The sequence below is a fragment of the Streptomyces sp. HUAS TT11 genome (genome assembly GCF_051553595.1).
Lineage (GTDB): Bacteria > Actinomycetota > Actinomycetes > Streptomycetales > Streptomycetaceae > Streptomyces.
Genome location: NZ_CP196184.1, coordinates 7,704,591 through 7,723,518 on the forward strand (window position 1 = coordinate 7,704,591; position 18,928 = coordinate 7,723,518).

16 protein-coding genes are annotated in these 18,928 nt (G+C 72.2%); 9 read left to right on the forward strand and 7 right to left on the reverse strand.

Going from position 1 to position 18,928, the window contains the following annotated elements:
• Window positions 1-159 precede the first annotated feature (159 nt).
• The 3 genes from ACSHXN_RS34605 to ACSHXN_RS34615 all read right to left on the reverse strand — a co-directional run bounded on the left by ACSHXN_RS34605 (window position 160) and on the right by ACSHXN_RS34615 (window position 3,379).
• Window positions 160-1,257, reverse strand: coding sequence for a mechanosensitive ion channel family protein (locus ACSHXN_RS34605; RefSeq protein WP_356293080.1), 1,098 nt, complete (start codon window positions 1,255-1,257; stop codon window positions 160-162).
• A 320-nt stretch (window positions 1,258-1,577) separates the two neighbouring features.
• On the reverse strand, window positions 1,578-2,342 hold the full coding sequence (locus tag ACSHXN_RS34610; protein ID WP_355137175.1) for a crotonase/enoyl-CoA hydratase family protein: 765 nt from the start codon (window positions 2,340-2,342) through the stop codon (window positions 1,578-1,580).
• 74 nt (window positions 2,343-2,416) lie between these two features.
• Window positions 2,417-3,379 carry a lysylphosphatidylglycerol synthase transmembrane domain-containing protein gene (locus ACSHXN_RS34615; RefSeq protein WP_355137173.1) on the reverse strand — a complete coding sequence of 321 codons (963 nt, stop codon included), beginning with the start codon at window positions 3,377-3,379 and terminating at the stop codon, window positions 2,417-2,419.
• 204 nt (window positions 3,380-3,583) lie between these two features.
• Between ACSHXN_RS34615 and ACSHXN_RS34620 the strand changes: the two genes are divergently transcribed.
• Both ACSHXN_RS34620 and ACSHXN_RS34625 read left to right on the forward strand, forming a co-directional pair.
• Window positions 3,584-5,473 (forward strand): ABC transporter ATP-binding protein, encoded by a 1,890-nt coding sequence (locus ACSHXN_RS34620; RefSeq protein ID WP_355137215.1) that lies wholly within the window; start codon window positions 3,584-3,586, stop codon window positions 5,471-5,473.
• A gap of 74 nt (window positions 5,474-5,547) precedes the next feature.
• Window positions 5,548-6,786: a PP2C family protein-serine/threonine phosphatase gene (locus ACSHXN_RS34625; protein WP_355137171.1), complete on the forward strand. Its 1,239-nt coding sequence runs from the start codon at window positions 5,548-5,550 to the stop codon at window positions 6,784-6,786.
• 312 nt (window positions 6,787-7,098) lie between these two features.
• Here ACSHXN_RS34625 and ACSHXN_RS34630 read toward each other — a convergent pair whose 3' ends face one another.
• On the reverse strand, window positions 7,099-7,965 hold the full coding sequence (locus tag ACSHXN_RS34630; RefSeq protein ID WP_355137169.1) for an oxidoreductase: 867 nt from the start codon (window positions 7,963-7,965) through the stop codon (window positions 7,099-7,101).
• A 302-nt stretch (window positions 7,966-8,267) separates the two neighbouring features.
• Here ACSHXN_RS34630 and ACSHXN_RS34635 point away from each other — a divergent pair, with 302 nt between their 5' ends.
• The gene (locus ACSHXN_RS34635; RefSeq protein WP_355802347.1) at window positions 8,268-8,519 is read left to right on the forward strand and encodes a DUF6400 family protein; all 252 of its coding nucleotides are present in this window, start codon (window positions 8,268-8,270) and stop codon (window positions 8,517-8,519) included.
• Window positions 8,506-8,712 carry a hypothetical protein gene (locus ACSHXN_RS34640; protein ID WP_355137165.1) on the forward strand — a complete coding sequence of 69 codons (207 nt, stop codon included), beginning with the start codon at window positions 8,506-8,508 and terminating at the stop codon, window positions 8,710-8,712. The genes ACSHXN_RS34635 and ACSHXN_RS34640 overlap by 14 nt, the downstream gene beginning before the upstream one ends.
• Window positions 8,713-9,325: 613 nt before the next feature.
• On the opposite strand, the gene ACSHXN_RS34645 is transcribed toward ACSHXN_RS34640, so the two are convergent.
• A complete protein-coding gene (locus tag ACSHXN_RS34645; protein WP_355137163.1) occupies window positions 9,326-10,546 on the reverse strand; it encodes a metallophosphoesterase in 1,221 nt (406 codons plus the stop codon).
• Window positions 10,547-11,057: 511 nt separating this feature from the next.
• Here ACSHXN_RS34645 and panD point away from each other — a divergent pair.
• On the forward strand, window positions 11,058-11,477 hold the full coding sequence (gene panD, locus ACSHXN_RS34650) for an aspartate 1-decarboxylase (protein ID WP_355137161.1): 420 nt from the start codon (window positions 11,058-11,060) through the stop codon (window positions 11,475-11,477).
• A 14-nt stretch (window positions 11,478-11,491) separates the two neighbouring features.
• Complete coding sequence (locus ACSHXN_RS34655) at window positions 11,492-12,163, forward strand: aspartate/glutamate racemase family protein (protein ID WP_356293083.1); 672 nt, start codon at window positions 11,492-11,494, stop codon at window positions 12,161-12,163.
• Between the two features lie 546 nt (window positions 12,164-12,709).
• Here the strand turns inward: ACSHXN_RS34655 and gndA are convergent.
• The gene (gene gndA, locus ACSHXN_RS34660; protein WP_438304913.1) at window positions 12,710-14,149 is read right to left on the reverse strand and encodes an NADP-dependent phosphogluconate dehydrogenase; all 1,440 of its coding nucleotides are present in this window, start codon (window positions 14,147-14,149) and stop codon (window positions 12,710-12,712) included.
• A 314-nt stretch (window positions 14,150-14,463) separates the two neighbouring features.
• Here gndA and ACSHXN_RS34665 point away from each other — a divergent pair, with 314 nt between their 5' ends.
• Window positions 14,464-15,624 (forward strand): transglycosylase family protein, encoded by a 1,161-nt coding sequence (locus tag ACSHXN_RS34665; RefSeq protein WP_438304915.1) that lies wholly within the window; start codon window positions 14,464-14,466, stop codon window positions 15,622-15,624.
• Between the two features lie 16 nt (window positions 15,625-15,640).
• On the opposite strand, the gene ACSHXN_RS34670 is transcribed toward ACSHXN_RS34665, so the two are convergent.
• Entirely contained in the window at window positions 15,641-16,720 is a 1,080-nt protein-coding gene (locus ACSHXN_RS34670) for a DMT family transporter (protein ID WP_438304917.1), read from the reverse strand.
• 228 nt (window positions 16,721-16,948) lie between these two features.
• Here ACSHXN_RS34670 and ACSHXN_RS34675 point away from each other — a divergent pair, with 228 nt between their 5' ends.
• Together ACSHXN_RS34675 and glgA are read left to right on the forward strand one after the other, a co-directional pair.
• Window positions 16,949-17,668 carry a (2Fe-2S)-binding protein gene (locus tag ACSHXN_RS34675; protein WP_355137151.1) on the forward strand — a complete coding sequence of 240 codons (720 nt, stop codon included), beginning with the start codon at window positions 16,949-16,951 and terminating at the stop codon, window positions 17,666-17,668.
• Between the two features lie 75 nt (window positions 17,669-17,743).
• On the forward strand, window positions 17,744-18,895 hold the full coding sequence (glgA, locus tag ACSHXN_RS34680) for a glycogen synthase (RefSeq protein WP_355137149.1): 1,152 nt from the start codon (window positions 17,744-17,746) through the stop codon (window positions 18,893-18,895).
• The last annotated feature ends 33 nt before the right edge of the window (window positions 18,896-18,928 follow it).

Genomic DNA, 18,928 nt, shown 5'->3' on the forward strand with positions numbered 1-18,928 from the left:
CGCCGGAGACGCCCCGCCCACGGCGCTCCACCGGCGGGCGGTGGGCCGCGGGCCGCCCGCGGGGCCGGCGAAACCGGTACCCGGACGAGCCCCCGCCCGCTCCAGCGGATCCCCGCGGCGCCCGGCCGCCGTGACGGGGGCCGGGCGCCGCGGACACCGTCACAGAGGGTCGATGCCGCCCTGCGTGACCACCATGTCGTCACCGCTGCGGGGGTGCGGTATGACGGCCGAGCCCTGCTGGAGCGCCACCGTCCGGGTCGGTGCCGGGATGCGGATGCCCTCGGTCCGGTACCGCTGGTGCAGACGCTTGATGAACTCGTGCTTGATCCGGTACTGATCGCTGAACTCGCCGACGCCCAGGATGACCGTGAAGCCGATCCGGGAGTCGCCGAACGTGTGGAAGCGGACGGCCGGCTCATGTTCGGGGACCGCGCCGGTGATCTCCGCCATCACCTCGGCGACGACCTCGGTGGTGACCTTCTCCACGTGCTCCAGATCGCTGTCGTAGCCGACACCCACCTGCACCAGGACGGTCAGCTGCTGCTCGGGGCGGGTGTAGTTGATCATGTTGGTCTTCGCCAGCTGCCCGTTGGGGATGACGACCAGGTTGTTGGAGAGCTGGCGCACGGTGGTCTGGCGCCAGTTGATGTCGACGACATAGCCTTCCTCCCCGCTGCTCAGCCGGATGTAGTCGCCCGGCTGGACGGTCTTGGAGGCGAGGATGTGGATGCCCGCGAAGAGGTTCGCGAGAGTGTCCTGAAGAGCGAGCGCCACGGCCAGACCTCCCACACCCAGGGCGGTGAGCAGGGGTGCGATCGAGATGCCCAGCGTCTGCAGCATCACCAGGAAGCCCATGGCGAGGACCACGACCCGGGTGATGTTGACGAAGATCGTGGCCGACGCGGCGACCCCGGAGCGGGACTGGGTGACCGTCCGCACCAGGCCGGCGATCACCCGGGCGGCCGTTCCCGTCGCCACGAAGATGAGGAGCACGCTCAGCGCCTGGTCGACGTGGTGCTGGACCGTCGGTGTGAGCGGCAGCAGCGCCGCCGCCGAGGCCGCACCGCCGGCGATCGCCGCCCACGGCACCAGCGCGCGCAGAGCGTCCACGATCACGTCGTCGCCGCTCCACCTGGTGCGCCGCGCGTGCCCGCCCAGCCAGCGCATCACGATGCGCAGCAGGAACGCGGCGACCAGCCCCGCGACGAGGGCGATTCCGGCGAGTACCAGGTCGTCGAGGGTGAGCGCGCGGTTCACCGCCCACCTCCCGCGGCCAGGAGATCGCCCGAGGGCCGGATGTGAGGAGTCGTCACCTTGCCACCTGCTCGAATACGGACCGCACGCCCGCGCGCCCACGGACGCACGACGGCGTGCAGACGGGATGCACGATCACGCCCGGAGCGGATGTGCGCCGTCCGGAGCGAAGGTTCATCCTGCCGTATCCGGGTGGCAGGCCGTCACCCGGCCGATCCGAAACGGCCACTGACGTGCGCTCAGCGCATTCGCGCCGCCGGCCGGGCACGGCCGCGGTCATCGGTTCTCCGGCGCGCACGGGGAGTTCGTCGCACCGGGGGCGGTCACAGGTCCGTGAACGACCCGTGCCGCCCGGCCCCCGAGGAGAAGCGGGCCGCGCCCTCCAGGCCCTCCGCCAGCACGTCCATGCCGTAACGCAGTTCACCGCGCATGGCCGCGGCCTCCTCCAGGCCCTCCTGGTCGAGCACGGAGGCACGGTCGCCGCGCAGGCAGGCCTGCGGGAACCGGGCGATCCCGGCGGCCAGTTCCTCCGCCTCGGCGCGGGAGCGGCCCGTCGGCACGACGCGGTTGGCGAGCCCCATCTCCTGTGCCTCCTGGGCCGGTACGGGACGGCCGGTGAGAATCATGTCCATCGCCCGGCTGGTGCCGATGAGACGCGGCAGCCGCACCGTCCCGCCGTCGACGAGCGGTACGCCCCAGCGGCGGCAGAAGACCCCGAACACCGCGTCCTCCTCGACGACCCGCAGATCGCACCAGAGCGCCAGTTCCAGACCGCCCGCCACCGCGTGCCCGGCGACCGCCGCGATCACCGGCTTGGACAGCCTCAGCCGGGTCGGCCCCATCGGGCCGTCGCCGTCCTGGGCCACGTGGTTGCCGCGCCGGGTCCCGACGGCCTTGAGGTCGGCGCCCGCGCAGAACGTGCCGCCCTCGCCCCACAGCACCGCGACCCGTGCGGAGGCGTCCGCCTCGAACTCCCGGAAGGCGGCGGCGAGTGCGGCGGCGGTGGGGCCGTCCACCGCGTTACGGGCCTCGGGGCGGGAGAGCACGACGGTGGTGACGTACCCGTGACGTTCGATCCGGACCGGCATCGGGCTGCCCCTTTCACACGGACGGGAGGGCTGGCCCCGCCGAGGTTACCCGGGAGTACGGCCGATGTCCGGTCTCAGATCACCTTCAGCCGTACCAGCGCGCCCAGGGTCAGCGCACCGGGCAGCAGGGGCAGCCACACCGTGATGATGCGGTAGGCGAGGACGACCGCGGTCGCCAGGGCCACGGGGGCGCCCGCCGCCACCAGGGCGACGATCAGCGCCGCCTCCACCGAGCCGATGCCGCCGGGGGTGGGTACGGCGGCGACCGCGATGGTCGCGGCCAGGTAGGCCACGGCCATGTGCGCGGGAGGCACCGGGAGCTCCAGCGCCCGTCCGACCGCGGCGAGCCCCGCCGCCTGGAGCGCGGGGAAGGCCAGCGATCCGCCCCACAGGGCGATCGCGCGCGAGGGACGGGTGTGCACCGTGCGTGCCTCGCCGAGCGCCGAGCGCAGGAAGGTGAACACGGCGGTGCGCAGCTTCCGGACGGCGAGGACCACCAGGGCCGCCACGCACACCACCCCGGCCACGGCGAGCAGCACCGGACCCACCGCCGGAGCGGGCACGAGGCTGTTGAGGCGGAGGGCGTTCGGGAAGGCGATCAGCAGCGCCAGCAGCAGCCCGGTCCGGGCGATCGACTCGGCGAGCAGATACAGCGCGACCGCGGCGGAGGAACTGGCCAACGGCACCCCGCACACCGCCATGAAGCGCAGATTGACCGCGCTCGCGCCGAGCCCGGTCGGCAGCAGGTGGTTGGCCGCGCCCGCCGCGAACTGCGTGGCGAGCAGCCGGCGCACGGGCAGCCGCTGCACCACGGCGCCCTGCCGGGTGAAGGCGGCCGCGACCCAGGTCAGACAGGTCGCACCGGCGGCGGCCACCAGCCATGGCCACTCGGCCGAGGCCAGCTGGCCGAATCCCGCCGCGAGCACGGCCCGGTGCTGTACCGCGACCACCAGTACGAGGACGAGCGGGAGCAGGCACAGGATCTGGCGGACCGGAACACGTCTGGGGAATCCCTGGGGGAGACGTACGGCACTCACATCGGCAGAGGTTCTCCGCGCCGCACCAACGTGAGGTTGCGGGCGTGGGGACAGCGGCTGACGTGCTGGGCAAGGCACGGATACGCCGAGGTGCGCAGCCGTCGTCCGCCCGGGCGCGGCCGCCTTTTCGCCGGGGCCCTCGGCCCGCGCACCTCGTCCATTGACCTCAATATCGCTCGAGGTTCTAACGTCGGTCACATGAGTATGGAGACCACCGCCTGGCAGCAACTGCACAGTGTCATGACCGCGCAACGGGAGCGCCGTCCGTTCGACCGCGGCACGCTGCACCGCATCGGCGCGTTCGCCCGTCCGCACCGCCGCCGCATCGCGCAGTTCGTCGTGGTGAGCGTGGTGACCGCGCTGCTCGCCGTCGCGACGCCCGTACTCGCCGGACGTGTCGTCGATGCGATCGTGTCGCACGGCGACGGGGGGAGGGTCGTGCGGCTCTCGCTGCTCATCGCCGTCATCGCGCTCGCCGAGGCGGCGCTCGGACTCCTCGCGCGCCGGCTGTCGGCCTCGCTCGGAGAAGGGCTGATCCTCGATCTGCGCACGACTGTGTTCGATCATGTGCAGCGCATGCCGGTCGCGTTCTTCACACGTACGCGTACGGGTGCGCTCGTCAGTCGTCTCAACAACGACGTCATCGGTGCGCAGCGCGCCTTCAGCAACACCCTCTCGGGAGTCGTCGGCAACTTCGTGACGCTGCTGCTCACACTCGCCGTGATGCTGACGCTGTCCTGGCAGATCACCCTGCTCGCACTGCTGCTGCTGCCGGTCTTCGTGGTTCCGGCCAGACGGACGGGCAGCCGCATGGCACGGCTCCAGCGCGAGGCCGCCGACCTCAACGCGGCGATGGGCACGCGGATGACCGAACGCTTCTCCGCGCCCGGTGCCACGCTCGTGAAGCTCTTCGGACGGCCGGAGGAGGAGTCCGCCGAGTTCGCGGCGCGAGCCCGGCGGGTGCGGGACATCGGGGTGCGCACGGCCATGGCGCAGTCCGCGTTCATCACCGCGCTCACCCTGGTGTCCGCCCTCGCGCTCGCCCTCGTCTACGGACTCGGCGGCTGGTTCGCCCTGCGCGGCACCCTGGAGGCGGGATCCGTCGTCTCGCTCGCGCTGCTGCTCACCCGGCTCTACGCGCCGCTCACCTCGCTCGCGGGTGCGCGGGTCGAGGTCATGAGCGCGCTCGTCAGCTTCGAGCGTGTCTTCGAGGTGCTCGATCTGAAGCCGCTGATCGAGGAGCGGCCCGATCCGCGCGAGATCCCCGAGGGGCCGGTGGCGGTGGAGTTCGACAACGTCCGGTTCGCCTACCCCAGCGCCGACAAGGTCTCCCTCGCCTCGCTTGAGGAGGTGGCGGTCCTGGACACACGGGGCGGGACGGAGATCCTGCACGGGGTGTCGTTCCGTGCCGAACCCGGGCAGACGGTCGCGCTGGTGGGGTCCTCGGGCGCCGGCAAGTCCACCATCGCCGCGCTCCTCCCGCGGCTGTACGACGTCGACGAGGGCGCCGTGCGCGTGGGTGGCGCCGATGTCCGCGACCTGAGCGCGCGGTCCCTGCGCGAGACCCTCGGCATGGTGACCCAGGACGGGCACCTCTTCCATGACACGGTGCGGGCCAATCTGCTCCTGGCCCGCACGGACGCGACCGAGGACGACCTGTGGAACGCGCTGCGCCGGGCCCGCCTCGAGGACCTCGTGCAGTCCCTGCCCGACGGTCTCGACACGGTCGTCGGCGAGCGCGGCTACCGCCTGTCCGGCGGCGAGCGCCAGCGGCTGACCATCGCCCGTCTGCTGCTGGCACGGCAGCGTGTGGTCATCCTGGACGAGGCCACGGCCCATCTCGACAACACCTCGGAGGCCGCCGTCCAGGAGGCGCTGACGGAGGCGCTGGAGGGCCGCACCGCCGTGGTCATCGCCCACCGCCTGTCCACCGTGCGGTCCGCCGACCTGATCCTCGTCGTCGAGGAGGGACGCATCGCGGAGCGGGGCACGCACAAGGAGCTGCTGGCCGCGGGCGGGCGGTACGCGGAGCTGTACCGGACACAGTTCGACAAGGCGGCGGTCCGTGGGACCGGCGCCGAGGCGGTGGCCTAGTCGCGGTGGGCGTCCGAGCAGGCCGGACCTTAGCGTGAGGGTGGGGAGGGGCGCTGCTGAGGGAGACGGTGACGATGTCAGGGATGGATTACGCGGCACTGTTCGCCGCCACGCCGAGCCCCTATCTCGTGCTGGCTCCCGACCTGACGATCGTCGAGGTGAACCAGGCCTATCTGGACGCGACCAAACGGACCCGGGACAACCTCATCGGGCTGCACGTCTTCGAGGCCTTCCCCGACAACCCGGACGATCCCGAGGCCGACGGCGTACGGAACCTGAGCGCCTCGCTGCACCGGGTCCTGATCTCCCGGCGCCCCGACACGATGGCGCTGCAGAAGTACGACATCCCGATCATGGGCAGTCCCGGGGCGTTCGAGGAGCGCTGGTGGTCCCCGATCAACACACCGATCCTCGGTCCGGACGGCAGCGTGACGTGCATCATCCACCGAGTCGAGGATGTGACCTCCTATGTCCGGACCCACCTCCGGGGCCGCTGGCCGCAGTCCGAGCGGCTCAGCGCCCGCGAGGCGCTGGAGGCCGAGCTGTACTCCAGGGCGCGCGAGTTGCAGCGGCTGAACGAGGAGCTGCGGCTCGCCCACACCCGGGAGCGACGGGTGGCCGTGGCGTTGCAGGAGGCGATGCTCCAGTCGCCCGACCTGGCCCGGCACGAGAACGTCGCGGTGCGTTATCTGCCCGCCACCGGCTCCCTGAACGTGTGCGGCGACTGGTACGACTTCATCGACCTGTCCGACACCCGCTTCGCGGTGGCGGTCGGCGACGTCGTGGGGCACGGACTGGAGGCCGCCGCCGTCATGGGGATGCTCCGCAGCGCGCTGAGCGCGGCCATCCGCGCGCTGGAGCGGCCCGCCCAGGCGCTGGAGGTGCTGGGTCTGTACGCCCGGTCGGTGGAGGGCGCGCTGAACACCACCGCCGTCAAGGCCATGGTGGACACCCGCAGCAAGCTGATCATCTACAGCAGTGCCGGTCACCCGCCCCCGATCCTCGTCCACGTGGACGGGTCGCACGAGCTGCTCGACCAGGCGACGGACCCGCCGCTCGCGGCCCGGCCGCAGCATCTGCCCCGCCCGCAGGCCGGCCAGACCTACACCCCCGGCGACACCCTCGTGCTCTACACCGACGGGCTGATCGAACGCCGCGGCGAGCACATCGAAGCCGGGCTGGCCCGGCTGACCGAAGTGCTCTGCCGGCACTGCGCACTCAGCCCGGAACACCTCGCCGACGTCCTGCTGGCGCAGCTCGGAGTGGAGGGCGGCGCCCGGGACGACATCGCCCTGGTCGTCGTCCGGCTGTGACGGCCCGCCGCGGCCGCCTCCGGCGGACGCACCGGCCCCGGAGGAGCGACCGCGGCCCCCGGGGAGGCGCGGCCGCCGGACGTGCCGCGCGATGCTGCGGCGCGGCGCCCAAGGCGAAGCCCTTCTCCCGTACGTCGGAGCCGAGCAGCGGGGTGGGGTCGGTGCGGCGTAGGGGAAGATCCGGCTCCTCCGGCCGACGCCGGCCCCCTTCCGCCCGCTGCCGTCGGGCCGGCCGGCAACGGCGTGGCGCACACCGCGGTCCCGCTGCCTCGGGCACCGTCGTCGCCGGGAGGGCGGGCGGAGGCGGCCGGCTCAGTGGCCGATGGTGTCGAGCTCGGCTACGGCGTCGGCGGGCAGGACCAGATCGGCGGCGGCGATGTTCTCCCTGAGATGGGCGGGCGAGGAGGTGCCGGGGATGACGACGACGGCGGGTGAGCGCTGCAGCAGCCAGGCCAGGGCGACCTGCTGGGGCGAGGCCTCCAGACGTGCCGCCACCTTGTGCAGGGTCTCGGACTGCAGCGGGCTGAATCCGCCCAGCGGGAAGAAGGGGGCGAAGGCGATGTCCTCGGCCGTGCACCGGTCCAGCAGGGCGTCGTCCTGCCGGTTGGCGAGGTTGTAGAGGTTCTGCACGGTGACGACGGGCGCGATGGACCGGGCCTCGGTGAGCTGCGCGGCGCAGACGCCGCTGAGCCCGAGGTGACGGATGAGGCCCTGCTGCTGGAGCTCGGCGAGGGCGCCGAACTGCTCCGCCAGGGGTTCCCCGTCCGGGGCGTCGTGGCCGCCGACGCGCAGGTTGACCACGTCCAGGGTGTCCAGTCCCAGGTGTGTGAGGTTCTCCCTCACCTGCGCCTTGAGGTCCGCCGGGTCCAGTGACGGGACCCAGCTCCCGTCGGCGGCCCTGCGGGCGCCGACCTTGGTGACGATGTGCAGGCCGGCGGGGTACGGGAAGAGTGCTTCCTTGATCAGTTCGTTGACCACGGCGGGGCCGTAGAAGTCGGCGGTGTCGATGTGCGTGATGCCCGCCTCGACGGCCGCGCGCAGAACCGCGACGGCCTGGTCGCGGTCCCGGGGCGGCCCGAACACGTTCGGTCCCGCGAGCTGCATGGCGCCGTAGCCCATACGCGAGACGGTCATGCCGTCCGCGAGGTCGAACGTGCCGCCGGCAAGGGTGGTGGTCATCGGGGGTTCCTCTCGTTCCATGTCCCGCAACGGATCTGTGCCCTTGGCAGACCCGGATGCCGTCGCCGGGGGGATCGCCCGGCGTGCCGTCCATCCTCGAAGCGTGTCGAGGGCGACGGCAGTTCCCCGGTGTTCCTGGGACCGGCAGGACCAGCCAAGGACGTCCGGGCGGCCTGCCCCGGCCGCACCCGTGACCACACGCCTCCGCGTGACCAGGATCTCGTGGCCGGACTGTTCGAAATTCGGGCAAACCCTGCTAGGAATGTGTAATAGTCATCTATTTCCTTCAGGAAAGCCCGCTCATGGCCCACGAGAGCACCCCCGACCCTCACATATTCGAGATGGACCTCACCGCGGACGAGGCGCGCCGGCGTACGGAGTTCTTCGCGGCGATGGAACCGGACTGGGACCCGGTGGCGGCGATGGCGGCCGAGGACGAGGCGTACCGGATGCTGTACTCCGGCCTCGACGAGCATCAGCAGCGGATCTACGAGCGCCTTGTGGCCGCCGGAGTGCTGCCCCCCGACCTCGGGCAGGGCCGTGCTGCCGATTGATCCCCACGCCGACCGGGCACGCCGCGCCTGGCTCCCGTGTCCGAACTGCCGGGACCACGAGGACTGCGAGAACTGCCTGGCCGGCCGCACCTGCCACGTCCACTGGCGCTATCTGCTGTCCAACTCAGGGCCCGTGGTCCATCTGCAATGCCCGAACTGCACCCATGTGTGGTTCGAGGACACGGCGGCATGACCCCTTCGACGGGCTCCTGCGTATTCGGTGCGGCGAGGTCCGCCCGGCCCCACCGGGCAGGGAGCCTGCCTCGCCGAGTTTCTGCGGACCTGCGCTGCGGGGAGGGTCCTGGTGTACGAAGACCGCCGCCCGGCCTGGCGGTCCCCCCGCGAACAGGGCGGACGGGAAGTGGGACAGAGCGGGCGGCCGGGGCCCGACGGCCGTCGGACCGCACGCGGCCTTCTCCACGGAGTGATCACTCGGCCGCCGGGCCGGGCGGCTTGCCGCCCCGGAAGTCCGGGAGCCGCCGGCGGCGCGTATCGCGCTGAGCGCGGTGGTCTGCTGGACCCGGCGCCAAGTCATGTACGGCAGTCGATCCCGTCTACGCCTTTGATCACGCGTTCGCGTCCACCCACGAGTGGTCGGCCCGCCAACCAGTAGTGAGGCACACCGCCGACGTCGACAAGCCCGCGGGGATCGGCGTACCGGGCCGACCTCGGCGTACACGTGCTTGAACCCGTCGGCGGCCGGCTGCGGCTCATCCCAGACCTCGGCCCCCCGGGCAGGCTACCGGCGGCCACACCGTGTCGCGGCTCGTGGACAGCTCCGAGCGGATGTGTCGGCCCGCCCCGCGCTACGGCGAGGTGGGCGGGTGCGGGGAGCGGAGGACGAGCAGGGTGATCTCGCTGGGGGCGAAGACGCGGAACGGCGGGCCCCAGAAGCCGGTGCCGCGGCTCGTGTAAAGGAGGGTGCGGGTGCCGTGGTGGCTGAGGCCGGCGAGGGCGGGCTGGTCGATGCGGACCAGGTGGTGGAAGGGCCAGATCTGACCGCCGTGCGTGTGGCCGGAGAGTTGGAGGTCGATACCGTCGGCTGCCGCCCGGTCGACGAACTTGGGCTGGTGTGCCAGGAGCAGGACGGGCAGGGCGGGGTCGGCGCCGTTCAAAGCTTCGGCGAGGTCGGCGCGGTGACCTGCCAGGCCGGAGGACTCGGCGGTGACGTCGTCCACGCCGGCGACCACGAGGGTGTCGCCTCCGCGTTCGAGCAGCAGATGGCGGTTGCGCAGCGGCTCCCAGCCCAGCTCGTCCATCAGGTCGACCCAGCCCTGGGCCTCGCTGTAGTACTCGTGGTTGCCGGTGACGTACACACGGGCGCGGGTCGCCCGCACGGTACCGAGTGGGGCGGCCTGGGCGCGGCGGCGTTCGGCCGTGCCGTCAGCGATGTCCCCGGTGTGGCAGACCACGTCGGCTTCCAGAGCGTTCACTGTCTCGCACACCCGTGCCGACCAGCGAGCGCGATCGAGTGGGCCGTAGTGGGTGTCGGTGATGAGGACGACCCGGAGGCCGTCCAACCCGGCACCCAGTCGCGGGAGTCGCACGTCGAGACGGCGCACGCGTGGCACGCGGCGGGCCTCGGCATACCCCCAGCCGAGCAGTACGACGGCTGCGCCGAGGACGGCCCAGGTGACGATTCGGGCCCGGTCCTGGCTGCCGCCGACGCCGGCCACGGTCAGGGCGAGCCGCAGGAGGATGCCGAGCAGAACGGACCAGGTGAACAGAATCCAGCTGGTGCCCAGCAGGGTGTCACCGATGATCGCCGCCCGGTCCTGCTGGCGCCGGCCGTGGCCGCGCACCATCGCGAGCGGCATACCGATGAGGCCGAGGGCGAACAGGGCGGTGCCGACCAGCGTGACGGGCACCGGCCAGTGCTGGCCGGTGTACAGGAGCGCCCAGCAGGGCACGGCCCACAGCAGGACGGGGGCGATCAGGGGGATGTAGCGCATCAGGCGGTGCAGTCGACTCTGCCGCGGAGCTTGCGCCTCGCTGTCGGCGGGACGGGTGTCGCTGGTGTCGGTCACGCTTCCCCTCCCTGACCAGGCTGCCGTCTCGCGTACTGTATCCGGTCGCCTTCGGGCCGTCCGGACCGGCGTTCATGGGTGCGGCCCCTTGGGGCGGAGGGTTCTCCGCCGGACGGCGGGGCTGGCCCGCAGACACCTCCATCGGCATCAGCCGCGATCAGGGCGCTGCCCGCGGGTGAGCTGTTCATGCGGGCTGAGAGCGGATGTCACGCACCAACTCGACAGGTGATCCCGGGAAGTGACCCGCACTCCTATTTCGCTGATGTGACGTCAGGTGTGTCGGTGTTTCCTCAGTGGCAGTCCCGGCGCATTCGGCGACGAGGGACCGGGCAGGCGCACGGTCGGCGACGTCACGACAGCCGGGTTCGCGCGGAAGCCCGGGCCCGGGGCCTTCTCGGCAGGGGCAAGCGACGTTCCTGGCGATCGTCGGGTCCGACACGTGCCGGTGTAGGGTAAAGAACGCCCTTGACCTGCAGAAAGCGGGCAGGGAGCTGTCTTTCAGGAGCCCAAAATGCTGCGCACCATGTTCAAGTCCAAGATCCACCGTGCCACCGTCACCCAGGCCGACCTGCACTACGTGGGATCGGTGACCATCGACGCGGACCTGCTCGACGCGGCCGATCTGCTGCCCGGTGAACTGGTCCACATCGTCGACGTCACCAACGGCGCCCGGCTGGAGACCTACGTCATCGAGGGCGAGCGCGGTTCCGGCGTCATCGGTATCAACGGCGCGGCGGCCCATCTTGTGCACCCCGGCGACCTGGTGATCGTCATCAGCTATGCCCAGGTCCCCGACGCCGAGGCGCGGACCCTGCGGCCGAGGGTCGTGCACGTGGACCGCGACAACCGGATCGTCGCACGGGGATCGGACCCGTCCGCCCCGGTACCCGGCTCGGACCAGGAGCGCAGCCCGCAGGCCGTCACGGCCTGATCGAGGGGGAAAACGTGTCCACAGGCGACGGCGGGGGGCGCGGCGCGCTCGCCCTGCTGCACACCTCACCCGCCCACGTCCCCGTCTTCGACGCCCTGCGGGACCGGTTCCATCCCGGGCTCGAACTCAGGCATCTCGTGGCCGAGGAACTCCTCGAACGTGCCCGCGTGCACGGCCCGGACGCCGTGGCCGACGCCGTCCGGCACCTCCTCGACGCGGCGGTCGCGGCGGGCGCCCGCGCCGTGCTGTGCACCTGCTCGACCATCGGTGCGGTCGCCGAGCGCACGGAGGTGGACGTGCCCGTGCTCCGGGTGGACCGGCCGATGGCCGCCGCAGCGGTGGCGACGGGCCCCCGCATCGTCGTGATCGCCACGGTGGAGAGCACCCTGGCGCCCACGATCGCGTTGATCCGGGAGGAGGCGGCCGGAGGCGACGCCGAGGTGCGCACCGTACTCGTCGAGGGTGCGTGGGAGCTGTTCGAGGCGGGGGACACCGACGGATACGTGCGGGCGGTCGCGGGCAGCGCCGACACGGTCACCGGTGCCGACGCGATCGTCCTGGCCCAGGCGTCCATGGCCCCCGCTCAGTACCTGACCTCGACCGGTATCCCGGTCCTTGCCAGTCCTGAGCCCGGGCTCGCGGCGGCCGCTGCGGCGCTCCATGGCGCCGCACAGCCGACCGGGTAGATTCCGGGCGGTCGGTGGCCCACCCGGTCCTGCCGACGTCCCGCGACGGGGTGAGTGCCGATCGGTGCCCCGGGTACCCGGGGCACAAGTCCAGGGCCGATGCAGCGAATGGCTGGAGGACACGATGACGCATCCGTTCCCCGATCCCGCACGGCCGGGACCGCCGCCCGGACCGGGACCGACCCCGGGACCGGATCCGACCCCAGGACCGGTTCCGACCCCGGAGCCGGGACCCGCGCCGGGCCCGGAACCCGTGCCACCCGAACCCGTACCGCCCGGCCCGGCACCGGTGCCGCCCGGACCGGGCCCCGTTCCGCCCGGTCCGGGACCCGACCGTCCGCGTCCCGGACCGGAACCCGTGCCCGACCCGGAACCCCGGCCCACCCCTCAGCCGCCTCCGTCCCCGATCCCGGAGCCGCCGGGTCCCGACCCGGTGCCCGGGCCCGAGCCGGGACCGCCCCTGACATAGGCCGACCTGCGCGGTGGCCCGGTGCCCGGAGGGAGACCTCCGGGCACCGGGCCACCGTCACGCGCGGCGTGGGCGCGCTACGCCCCGACCTCCGTCCGGTCCCCGCCCCACAGCGTGTGGAACGAGCCCTCGCGGTCGGTGCGCCGGTACGTGTGCGCCCCGAAGAAGTCCCGCTGGCCCTGGGTGAGCGCCGCGGGCAGCCGTTCGGCCCGCAGCGCGTCGTAGTAGGCGAGCGCCGCGGAGAACCCGGGTGCCGGGACGCCCTGGCGGGTCGCCGCGACGAGGACCTCGCGCCAGTCGTCCTGCGCGTGCGCGATCTCACGGGCGAAGGTCTCGTCGGAGAGCAGGCTCGGCAGGTCCGGGCGGGCGTCGTAGGCGGCGCGGATCCGGTCGAGGAAGGCCGCGCGGATGATGCAGCCGCCGCGCCAGATGGAGGCGATGCTGCCGAGGTCGATGTTCCAGTCGTACTCCTCGCTGCCCGAGGCGATCTCGTGGAAGCCCTGGGTGTACGACACGATCTTCGACGCGTACAGCGCCTGCTCCACCCGGTCGGCGAAGGCCCGGGCCTCGTCCTCGGCCAGCGGCGCGGGCTTCGGGCCGGCCAGGTCGCGCGAGGCCTCGCGCAGCGCCGAGTGCCCGGACAGCGAACGCGCGAACACCGCCTCCGCGATACCCGACACCGGCACCCCGAGGTCGAGGGCGATCTGCACGGTCCAGCGGCCGGTGCCCTTCTGCTCCGCCTGGTCCTGGACCACGTCCACGAACGGCTTGCCCGTCGCCGCGTCCACGTGCGAGAGCACCTCCGCGGTGATCTCGATCAGGTACGAGTCGAGCCGCCCGGTGTTCCAGGTACGGAAGATCTCGGCGATCTGCGCGGGGGAGTAGCCGGCGACGTCGCGCAGCAGCTGGTACGCCTCGCCGATCAGCTGCATGTCGGCGTACTCGATGCCGTTGTGCACCATCTTCACGAAATGGCCGGCGCCGTCGGGTCCGACGTGGGTCACGCAGGGTGCGCCGTCCTGGGCCTTCGCGGAGATCTTCTCCAGCATCGGGCCGAGGGAGGCGTAGGACTCGGCCGAGCCCCCGGGCATGATGCTCGGGCCGTGCAGCGCGCCCTCCTCACCGCCCGAGATGCCGGTGCCGACGAAGTGGATGCCCTGTTCGCGGAGCTCCTTCTCACGTCGGCGGGTGTCCGCGAAGTGCGCGTTGCCGCCGTCGATGATCATGTCGCCCGGCTCCAGGAGCGGGGCGAACTCCTGGATCACCGCATCGGTCGGCGCTCCGGCCTTCACCATGATCATCAGACGTCGGGGCCGCTCGAGCGCCGCGACGAAGTCCTCGGCGGTCTCGGTCGCCACGAAGTCGCCCTCGTGGCCGAACTCCTTCACAAGGTCGTGGGTCCGTGCCACGGTCCGGTTGTGCAGGGCGACCGTATAGCCGTTGCGCGCGAAATTGCGGGCGAGGTTGCGGCCCATGACCGCGAGACCCGTGACGCCGATCTGGGCTGAAGTGCTCATAACGGTTGGCTCCTAGAGGTCCTGGAATCGGCGGTGCCGGTTCGGTCCTGAGGACGTCCTCAGGGGGTGGTGCCGGTCGTGTTCGTCAGTATTGCCCGGTGACCATCCTGACGTGCCGGTACGCCCGGCGCACATCCGCGTGTCGCGGCAGGGGCGTGCAGGTCGCACCCGCACCGGCCGGTCGTCCGGTCCCGTCCGGAAACGGGGGGCGGAACCAGGTCAGTTGATCCGCCGAAGAGGCCGATTGCCGTCTTGTCATGGCCTGTTCGCAACATTTACTTTTGCCCCTCCTGACGCATGTCGAGGGGGTCCCCATGGCCGTACGCGGCCGGCACCGCCGGTATCAGCCGACAAGGATCAACCGCGCCTCGCTCACCCTCACGGCGGGCGGTGCCGGCATGGCCATCCCGCTGATCGGCGCCGGGGTCGCGCACGCCGCGGACGTGGGCACCTGGAACAAGGTCGCCGCCTGCGAGTCGACCGGCAACTGGAGCATCAACACGGGCAACGGCTACTACGGCGGACTGCAGTTCACACAGTCCACCTGGGAGGCCTACGGTGGTACGGCCTACGCCCGGCGTGCGGATCTCGCCACCAGGGACCAGCAGATCGCGGTGGCCGAGAAGGTCCTGAGGGGGCAGGGCCCGGGCTCCTGGCCGGTCTGCTCGGTACGCGCGGGCCTCACCCTCGCCGGCCCCGGGACCCGTTCGAGCGGTCCCACCGGAGACACCCCCGGCCGCGACACCCCCGGCACCGCCTCGCGGGCCGCCGAGCGCTCCGTACGGGAGGTGAAACCGCAGACCACACCCCAGTCGCAGGCGGGCACCGCCGAGATGTACACAGTGGTGCGCGGGGACACGCTCTCCGGGATCGCCGACACGCATCATGTCCGGGGTGGTTGGCAGCGGTTGTACACGGCCAACCGTGAGGCCGTCGGGGCCGACCCCGATCTGATCCTGCCCGGCCAGCGGCTGGAACTGCGGGCCAAGGCCCCGGTGCGCACGGAACCCGCACCCTCCCGCACCCACAAGTCGTCCACCCACCGACCCACTTCGGACCGCACCGCCAGCCACTCCATGGTCGCCCCGGTGACCGCGGCCATGGGCACGCCCTACCATGCCGCGGGCGGGGCGTGGTCGAAGGGTTACCACACGGGCGTCGACTTCCCCGTGCCCACCGGAACCTCCGTGAAGGCCGTGGCGCCGGGACACGTCGTCGCCGCGGGCTGGGGCGGCTCCTTCGGCTACCAGGTGGTCATCCGGCATGCCGACGGCCGCTACACGCAGTACGCCCATCTGTCGGCGATCTCCGTGAAGGACGGGCAGAGTGTGGTGGGCGGCCAGCGCATCGGCCGCTCCGGCTCGACCGGCAACAGTACCGGCCCGCATCTGCACTTCGAGGTGCGGACGGGGCCCGCGTTCGGCAGCGACATCGATCCCCTCGCCTATCTCCGCGCGGGCGGCGTCAGGCTCTGACGCCCGTCGCGAGCGGTCAGGATTTCACGCGGGCCCGATGCCTGTCCGGGGCGGGCACGGGCACGAAGGGTCCGGCGTAGAAGGGGGCGTACAGCGGGGCCGGCTCCCAGCCGTCGTACGCGTCCTCCTCGACGGCCGTCGCCACGGGCACGTCCTCCTCGGCAGGGGCGGGCGCCTGCGCGGGGACCGCGGCGATCACCGTCTGGAGCGGCTCCGGCTCGGAGACGGGTTCCGGGGCGGCCGATGTGGCCGCTGCCGTGCGCTGCTCGCCGCCGATCCGCTCCGTGGTGAGCAGGATGAGACCTCCCGCGGCGACGACACCGCAACCCAGGGCGAGCGCGGTGCCCGTGGCGCCGTAGCGGAAGGTCTCGCCGAACATGGTGATGCCGACCGCGGCCGCCGCCACCGGGTTCACGACCGTCAGCGTGGCGAGCGGGGCGGCGAGGCCCGCACCCCGGTAGGAGGCCTGCGACAGCAGCAGACCTGCCGTGGCGAAGACGCCTATCACCGCGAGGCTCGGCACATCGGCGAGCGCGACCCCGCTCTTCCAGTCCACGGCGACCGTCTTCGTGAACACCGACGACATGCCGAACGCGACCCCGGACGCGACCGCCAGCAGCACACTGCGTACCGCCGGATGCCGGTGCGCCGCACGGGCCGCGACCATGAGCGCCAGCACGCCGCCCGCGGTGACCAGGGCCACCGTCACCCGCTGGGCGCCGCTCAGGGTCTGGGCGTCGGAGGTGCCCACCAGGGACAGCAGACCCGCCAGGCCGACGGTCGCCATGACCGCGCCCCGCCAGGCGGTCGCCCCGGACCTGCGGCCCACGAACAGGGCGGCCATGGGCAAGGCGAAGACGATGGTCAGCGCACCGAGCGGCTGGACCACGCTCAGGGGACCGTAGGCAAGCGCCGCGACGTGCAGCAACCCGCCGAGACCGTTCAGCACGACCGACGCCCACCAGGCCGGCCGGCGCAGCGGCGCGCAGGACTCGTCCGGCGAGGACACGGCGACCCGCTCCTGCACGATTGCTCCGCCGGCGTAGGCGACGGCGGAGAACAGGGAAAGGAGCACGGACAACGCGAGGGCGCTCATGAGCGGCTCCTCTGCGGGGGGCCGGAGCGTGGCGCCCGGCGCGGCTGACAGTCGGCTTCCATAATCAACACGATGCCGTGCGGAACCCTTCCCGTCGTCGTACCTGAGCACGCATTGGGTCATACTGCCGATGGAGTACGAACACGTTCCCGTCCTCCCCTGGAGGGGTGACCACGGATGGCTCCCCCCTGCTGAGAGGCCCGGCCGGCCTTGGTACTACTGGCCTTCGTGGACCTCGACCCCGAACTCGCCGCGCTCGGCTCCCTGGGCGGCTTCTTCGTACTACGCACCGGAGTGCCCCGGCGCGGGCCTCTGCCGGACCTCGCGTACGCGTACGCGGCCGCACCGTCCGACGGTCCCGACGACGCCTACCGGGATCCGGTGACTTTCCGTGTCCGCAAGGTCGCACGGAGTCTGCGCGCCCCGGAGGTCCGGGTCGCCGCCTCCATCGCCCACCAGGGACTTGCGGCCCGGCTCTGGTCCGTCGCGCTCGGGTGCGCCGCCCTGTACGGGAGGGTTCCCGACCTCGACCCGGGGCGGCTGTCCTGGGACCCGGACGGCAGCGCGCCCGAGGATCTGTGGCTGGACGAGGTGCGTGCGCTGCCGGTCGACGCGCTCGACGCGGTCGTGCGCGAGGCCCACCTCGTCCCGCTGACCGCCGCCCTGGCCTCCCGCAACGGTGTCTCCGCAGGGCTGTTGTGGGGCAACGCCGGCTCCGCCCTCGCGGGCGCCGTGCGCATGATCGGCCACTGGGCCCGGGCCGAGGGCCGCGCGGACGTCGCCGAGCGGGCCCACGGGCTGGCCGCCGGGTTGTTCACGCACCCCGACCTGTCCGGCACCCTCGATCCCGCGACCGGCCGGCGGCGTAGTTGCTGCCTCTACTACCGGCTGCCCGGCGGCGGTGTGTGCGGCGACTGCTGCTTCGACCGCCCGCCGGGCCGGGACTGACACCCGTGTGGTCTTCCGCAACCGCGGTATCTGGGTGACCATGTGGGAACCAGCCGCTGAGACAGGGGGTTCCCGGTGCGTGTGGGCCTGCTGACCCGGGAGTACCCGCCGGACGTGTACGGCGGCGCGGGTGTTCATGTCGAGTTCCTCGCCCGGGAGTTGCGCTCCCTCACCGACCTCGACGTGCACTGCTGGGGCGAGGGCGGTGCCGGGGGCGTGGTACGCCATCGGTCGTGGCCGGCCCTCGACACCGCCAACGACGCGCTGCGCACCTTTTCCGTGGACCTCTCCATCGCCGCCGTCCTCCAGGACCGCGAACTCGTCCACTCCCACACCTGGTACGCGAACCTCGCAGGGCATCTCGCCAAACTGCTGTACGGCATCCCGCATGTGATGACCGCCCACTCGCTCGAGCCGCTGCGCCCCTGGAAGGCCGAGCAGCTCGGCGGCGGGTACGCCCTCTCCAGCTGGGCCGAACGGACCGCCATCGAGTCGGCGGACGCCGTGATCGCCGTCTCCGGCGCCATGCGCGACGACATCCTCGGCTGCTACCCGGCCCTCGATCCCGCGCGGGTCCACGTCGTGCACAACGGCATCGACACCTCGCTCTACCAGCCGGACCCCGGCACGGACGTTCTCGCCCGCCTCGGCCTCGACCCGAGCCGCCCCTACGTCCTGTTCGTCGGCCGGATCACCCGCCAGAAGGGCGTGCCGCATCTGCTGCGCGCGGTCCGGCACATCGACCCCGACACCCAGGTCGTGCTCTGTGCCGGCGCCCCCGACACCCCGGAGATCGACCGCGAGTTCCGGGACCTGTTCGAGGAGCTGAGCAGACGTCGCGAGGGCGTCCACTGGATCCCCAGGATGCTGCCGCGTCCGGACGTGATCCAGCTCCTCACGCACGCCGCCGTGTTCGTCTGCCCGTCGGTGTACGAGCCGCTCGGCATCGTCAACCTCGAGGCGATGGCGTGCGGTACGGCGGTCGTGGCCTCGCGCACCGGGGGCATTCCGGAGGTCGTCGACGACGGGCGCACCGGCCTGCTGGTCGACGTGGACGACGACTTCGAGGAGCACCTCGCCCGCGCCCTGGACTCGGTCCTCGCCGATCCGACGGCGGCCGGGCGCCTCGGAGAGGCCGGCCGGGAGCGCGCGGTGAAGCAGTTCGGCTGGGACACGGTGGCCCGCCGCACGGTTCGTCTGTACGAGGAACTCCTCGAACAGGGGTAGTCAGTGAACAGAGAGCGGCACAACCGGGCTTAG

Bases quoted from the DNA above. Each gene is read 5' to 3' on its own strand.
- ACSHXN_RS34610 (WP_355137175.1), bottom strand. From the start codon at position 2,342: ATGCCGGTCCGGATCGAACGTCACGGGTACGTCACCACCGTCGTGCTC.
- ACSHXN_RS34620 (WP_355137215.1), top strand. From the start codon at position 3,584: ATGGAGACCACCGCCTGGCAGCAACTGCACAGTGTCATGACCGCGCAA.
- ACSHXN_RS34625 (WP_355137171.1), top strand. From the start codon at position 5,548: ATGTCAGGGATGGATTACGCGGCACTGTTCGCCGCCACGCCGAGCCCC.
- ACSHXN_RS34630 (WP_355137169.1), bottom strand. From the start codon at position 7,965: ATGACCACCACCCTTGCCGGCGGCACGTTCGACCTCGCGGACGGCATG.
- ACSHXN_RS34635 (WP_355802347.1), top strand. From the start codon at position 8,268: ATGGCCCACGAGAGCACCCCCGACCCTCACATATTCGAGATGGACCTC.
- panD (WP_355137161.1), top strand. From the start codon at position 11,058: ATGCTGCGCACCATGTTCAAGTCCAAGATCCACCGTGCCACCGTCACC.
- gndA (WP_438304913.1), bottom strand. From the start codon at position 14,149: ATGAGCACTTCAGCCCAGATCGGCGTCACGGGTCTCGCGGTCATGGGC.
- ACSHXN_RS34665 (WP_438304915.1), top strand. From the start codon at position 14,464: ATGGCCGTACGCGGCCGGCACCGCCGGTATCAGCCGACAAGGATCAAC.
- ACSHXN_RS34670 (WP_438304917.1), bottom strand. From the start codon at position 16,720: ATGAGCGCCCTCGCGTTGTCCGTGCTCCTTTCCCTGTTCTCCGCCGTC.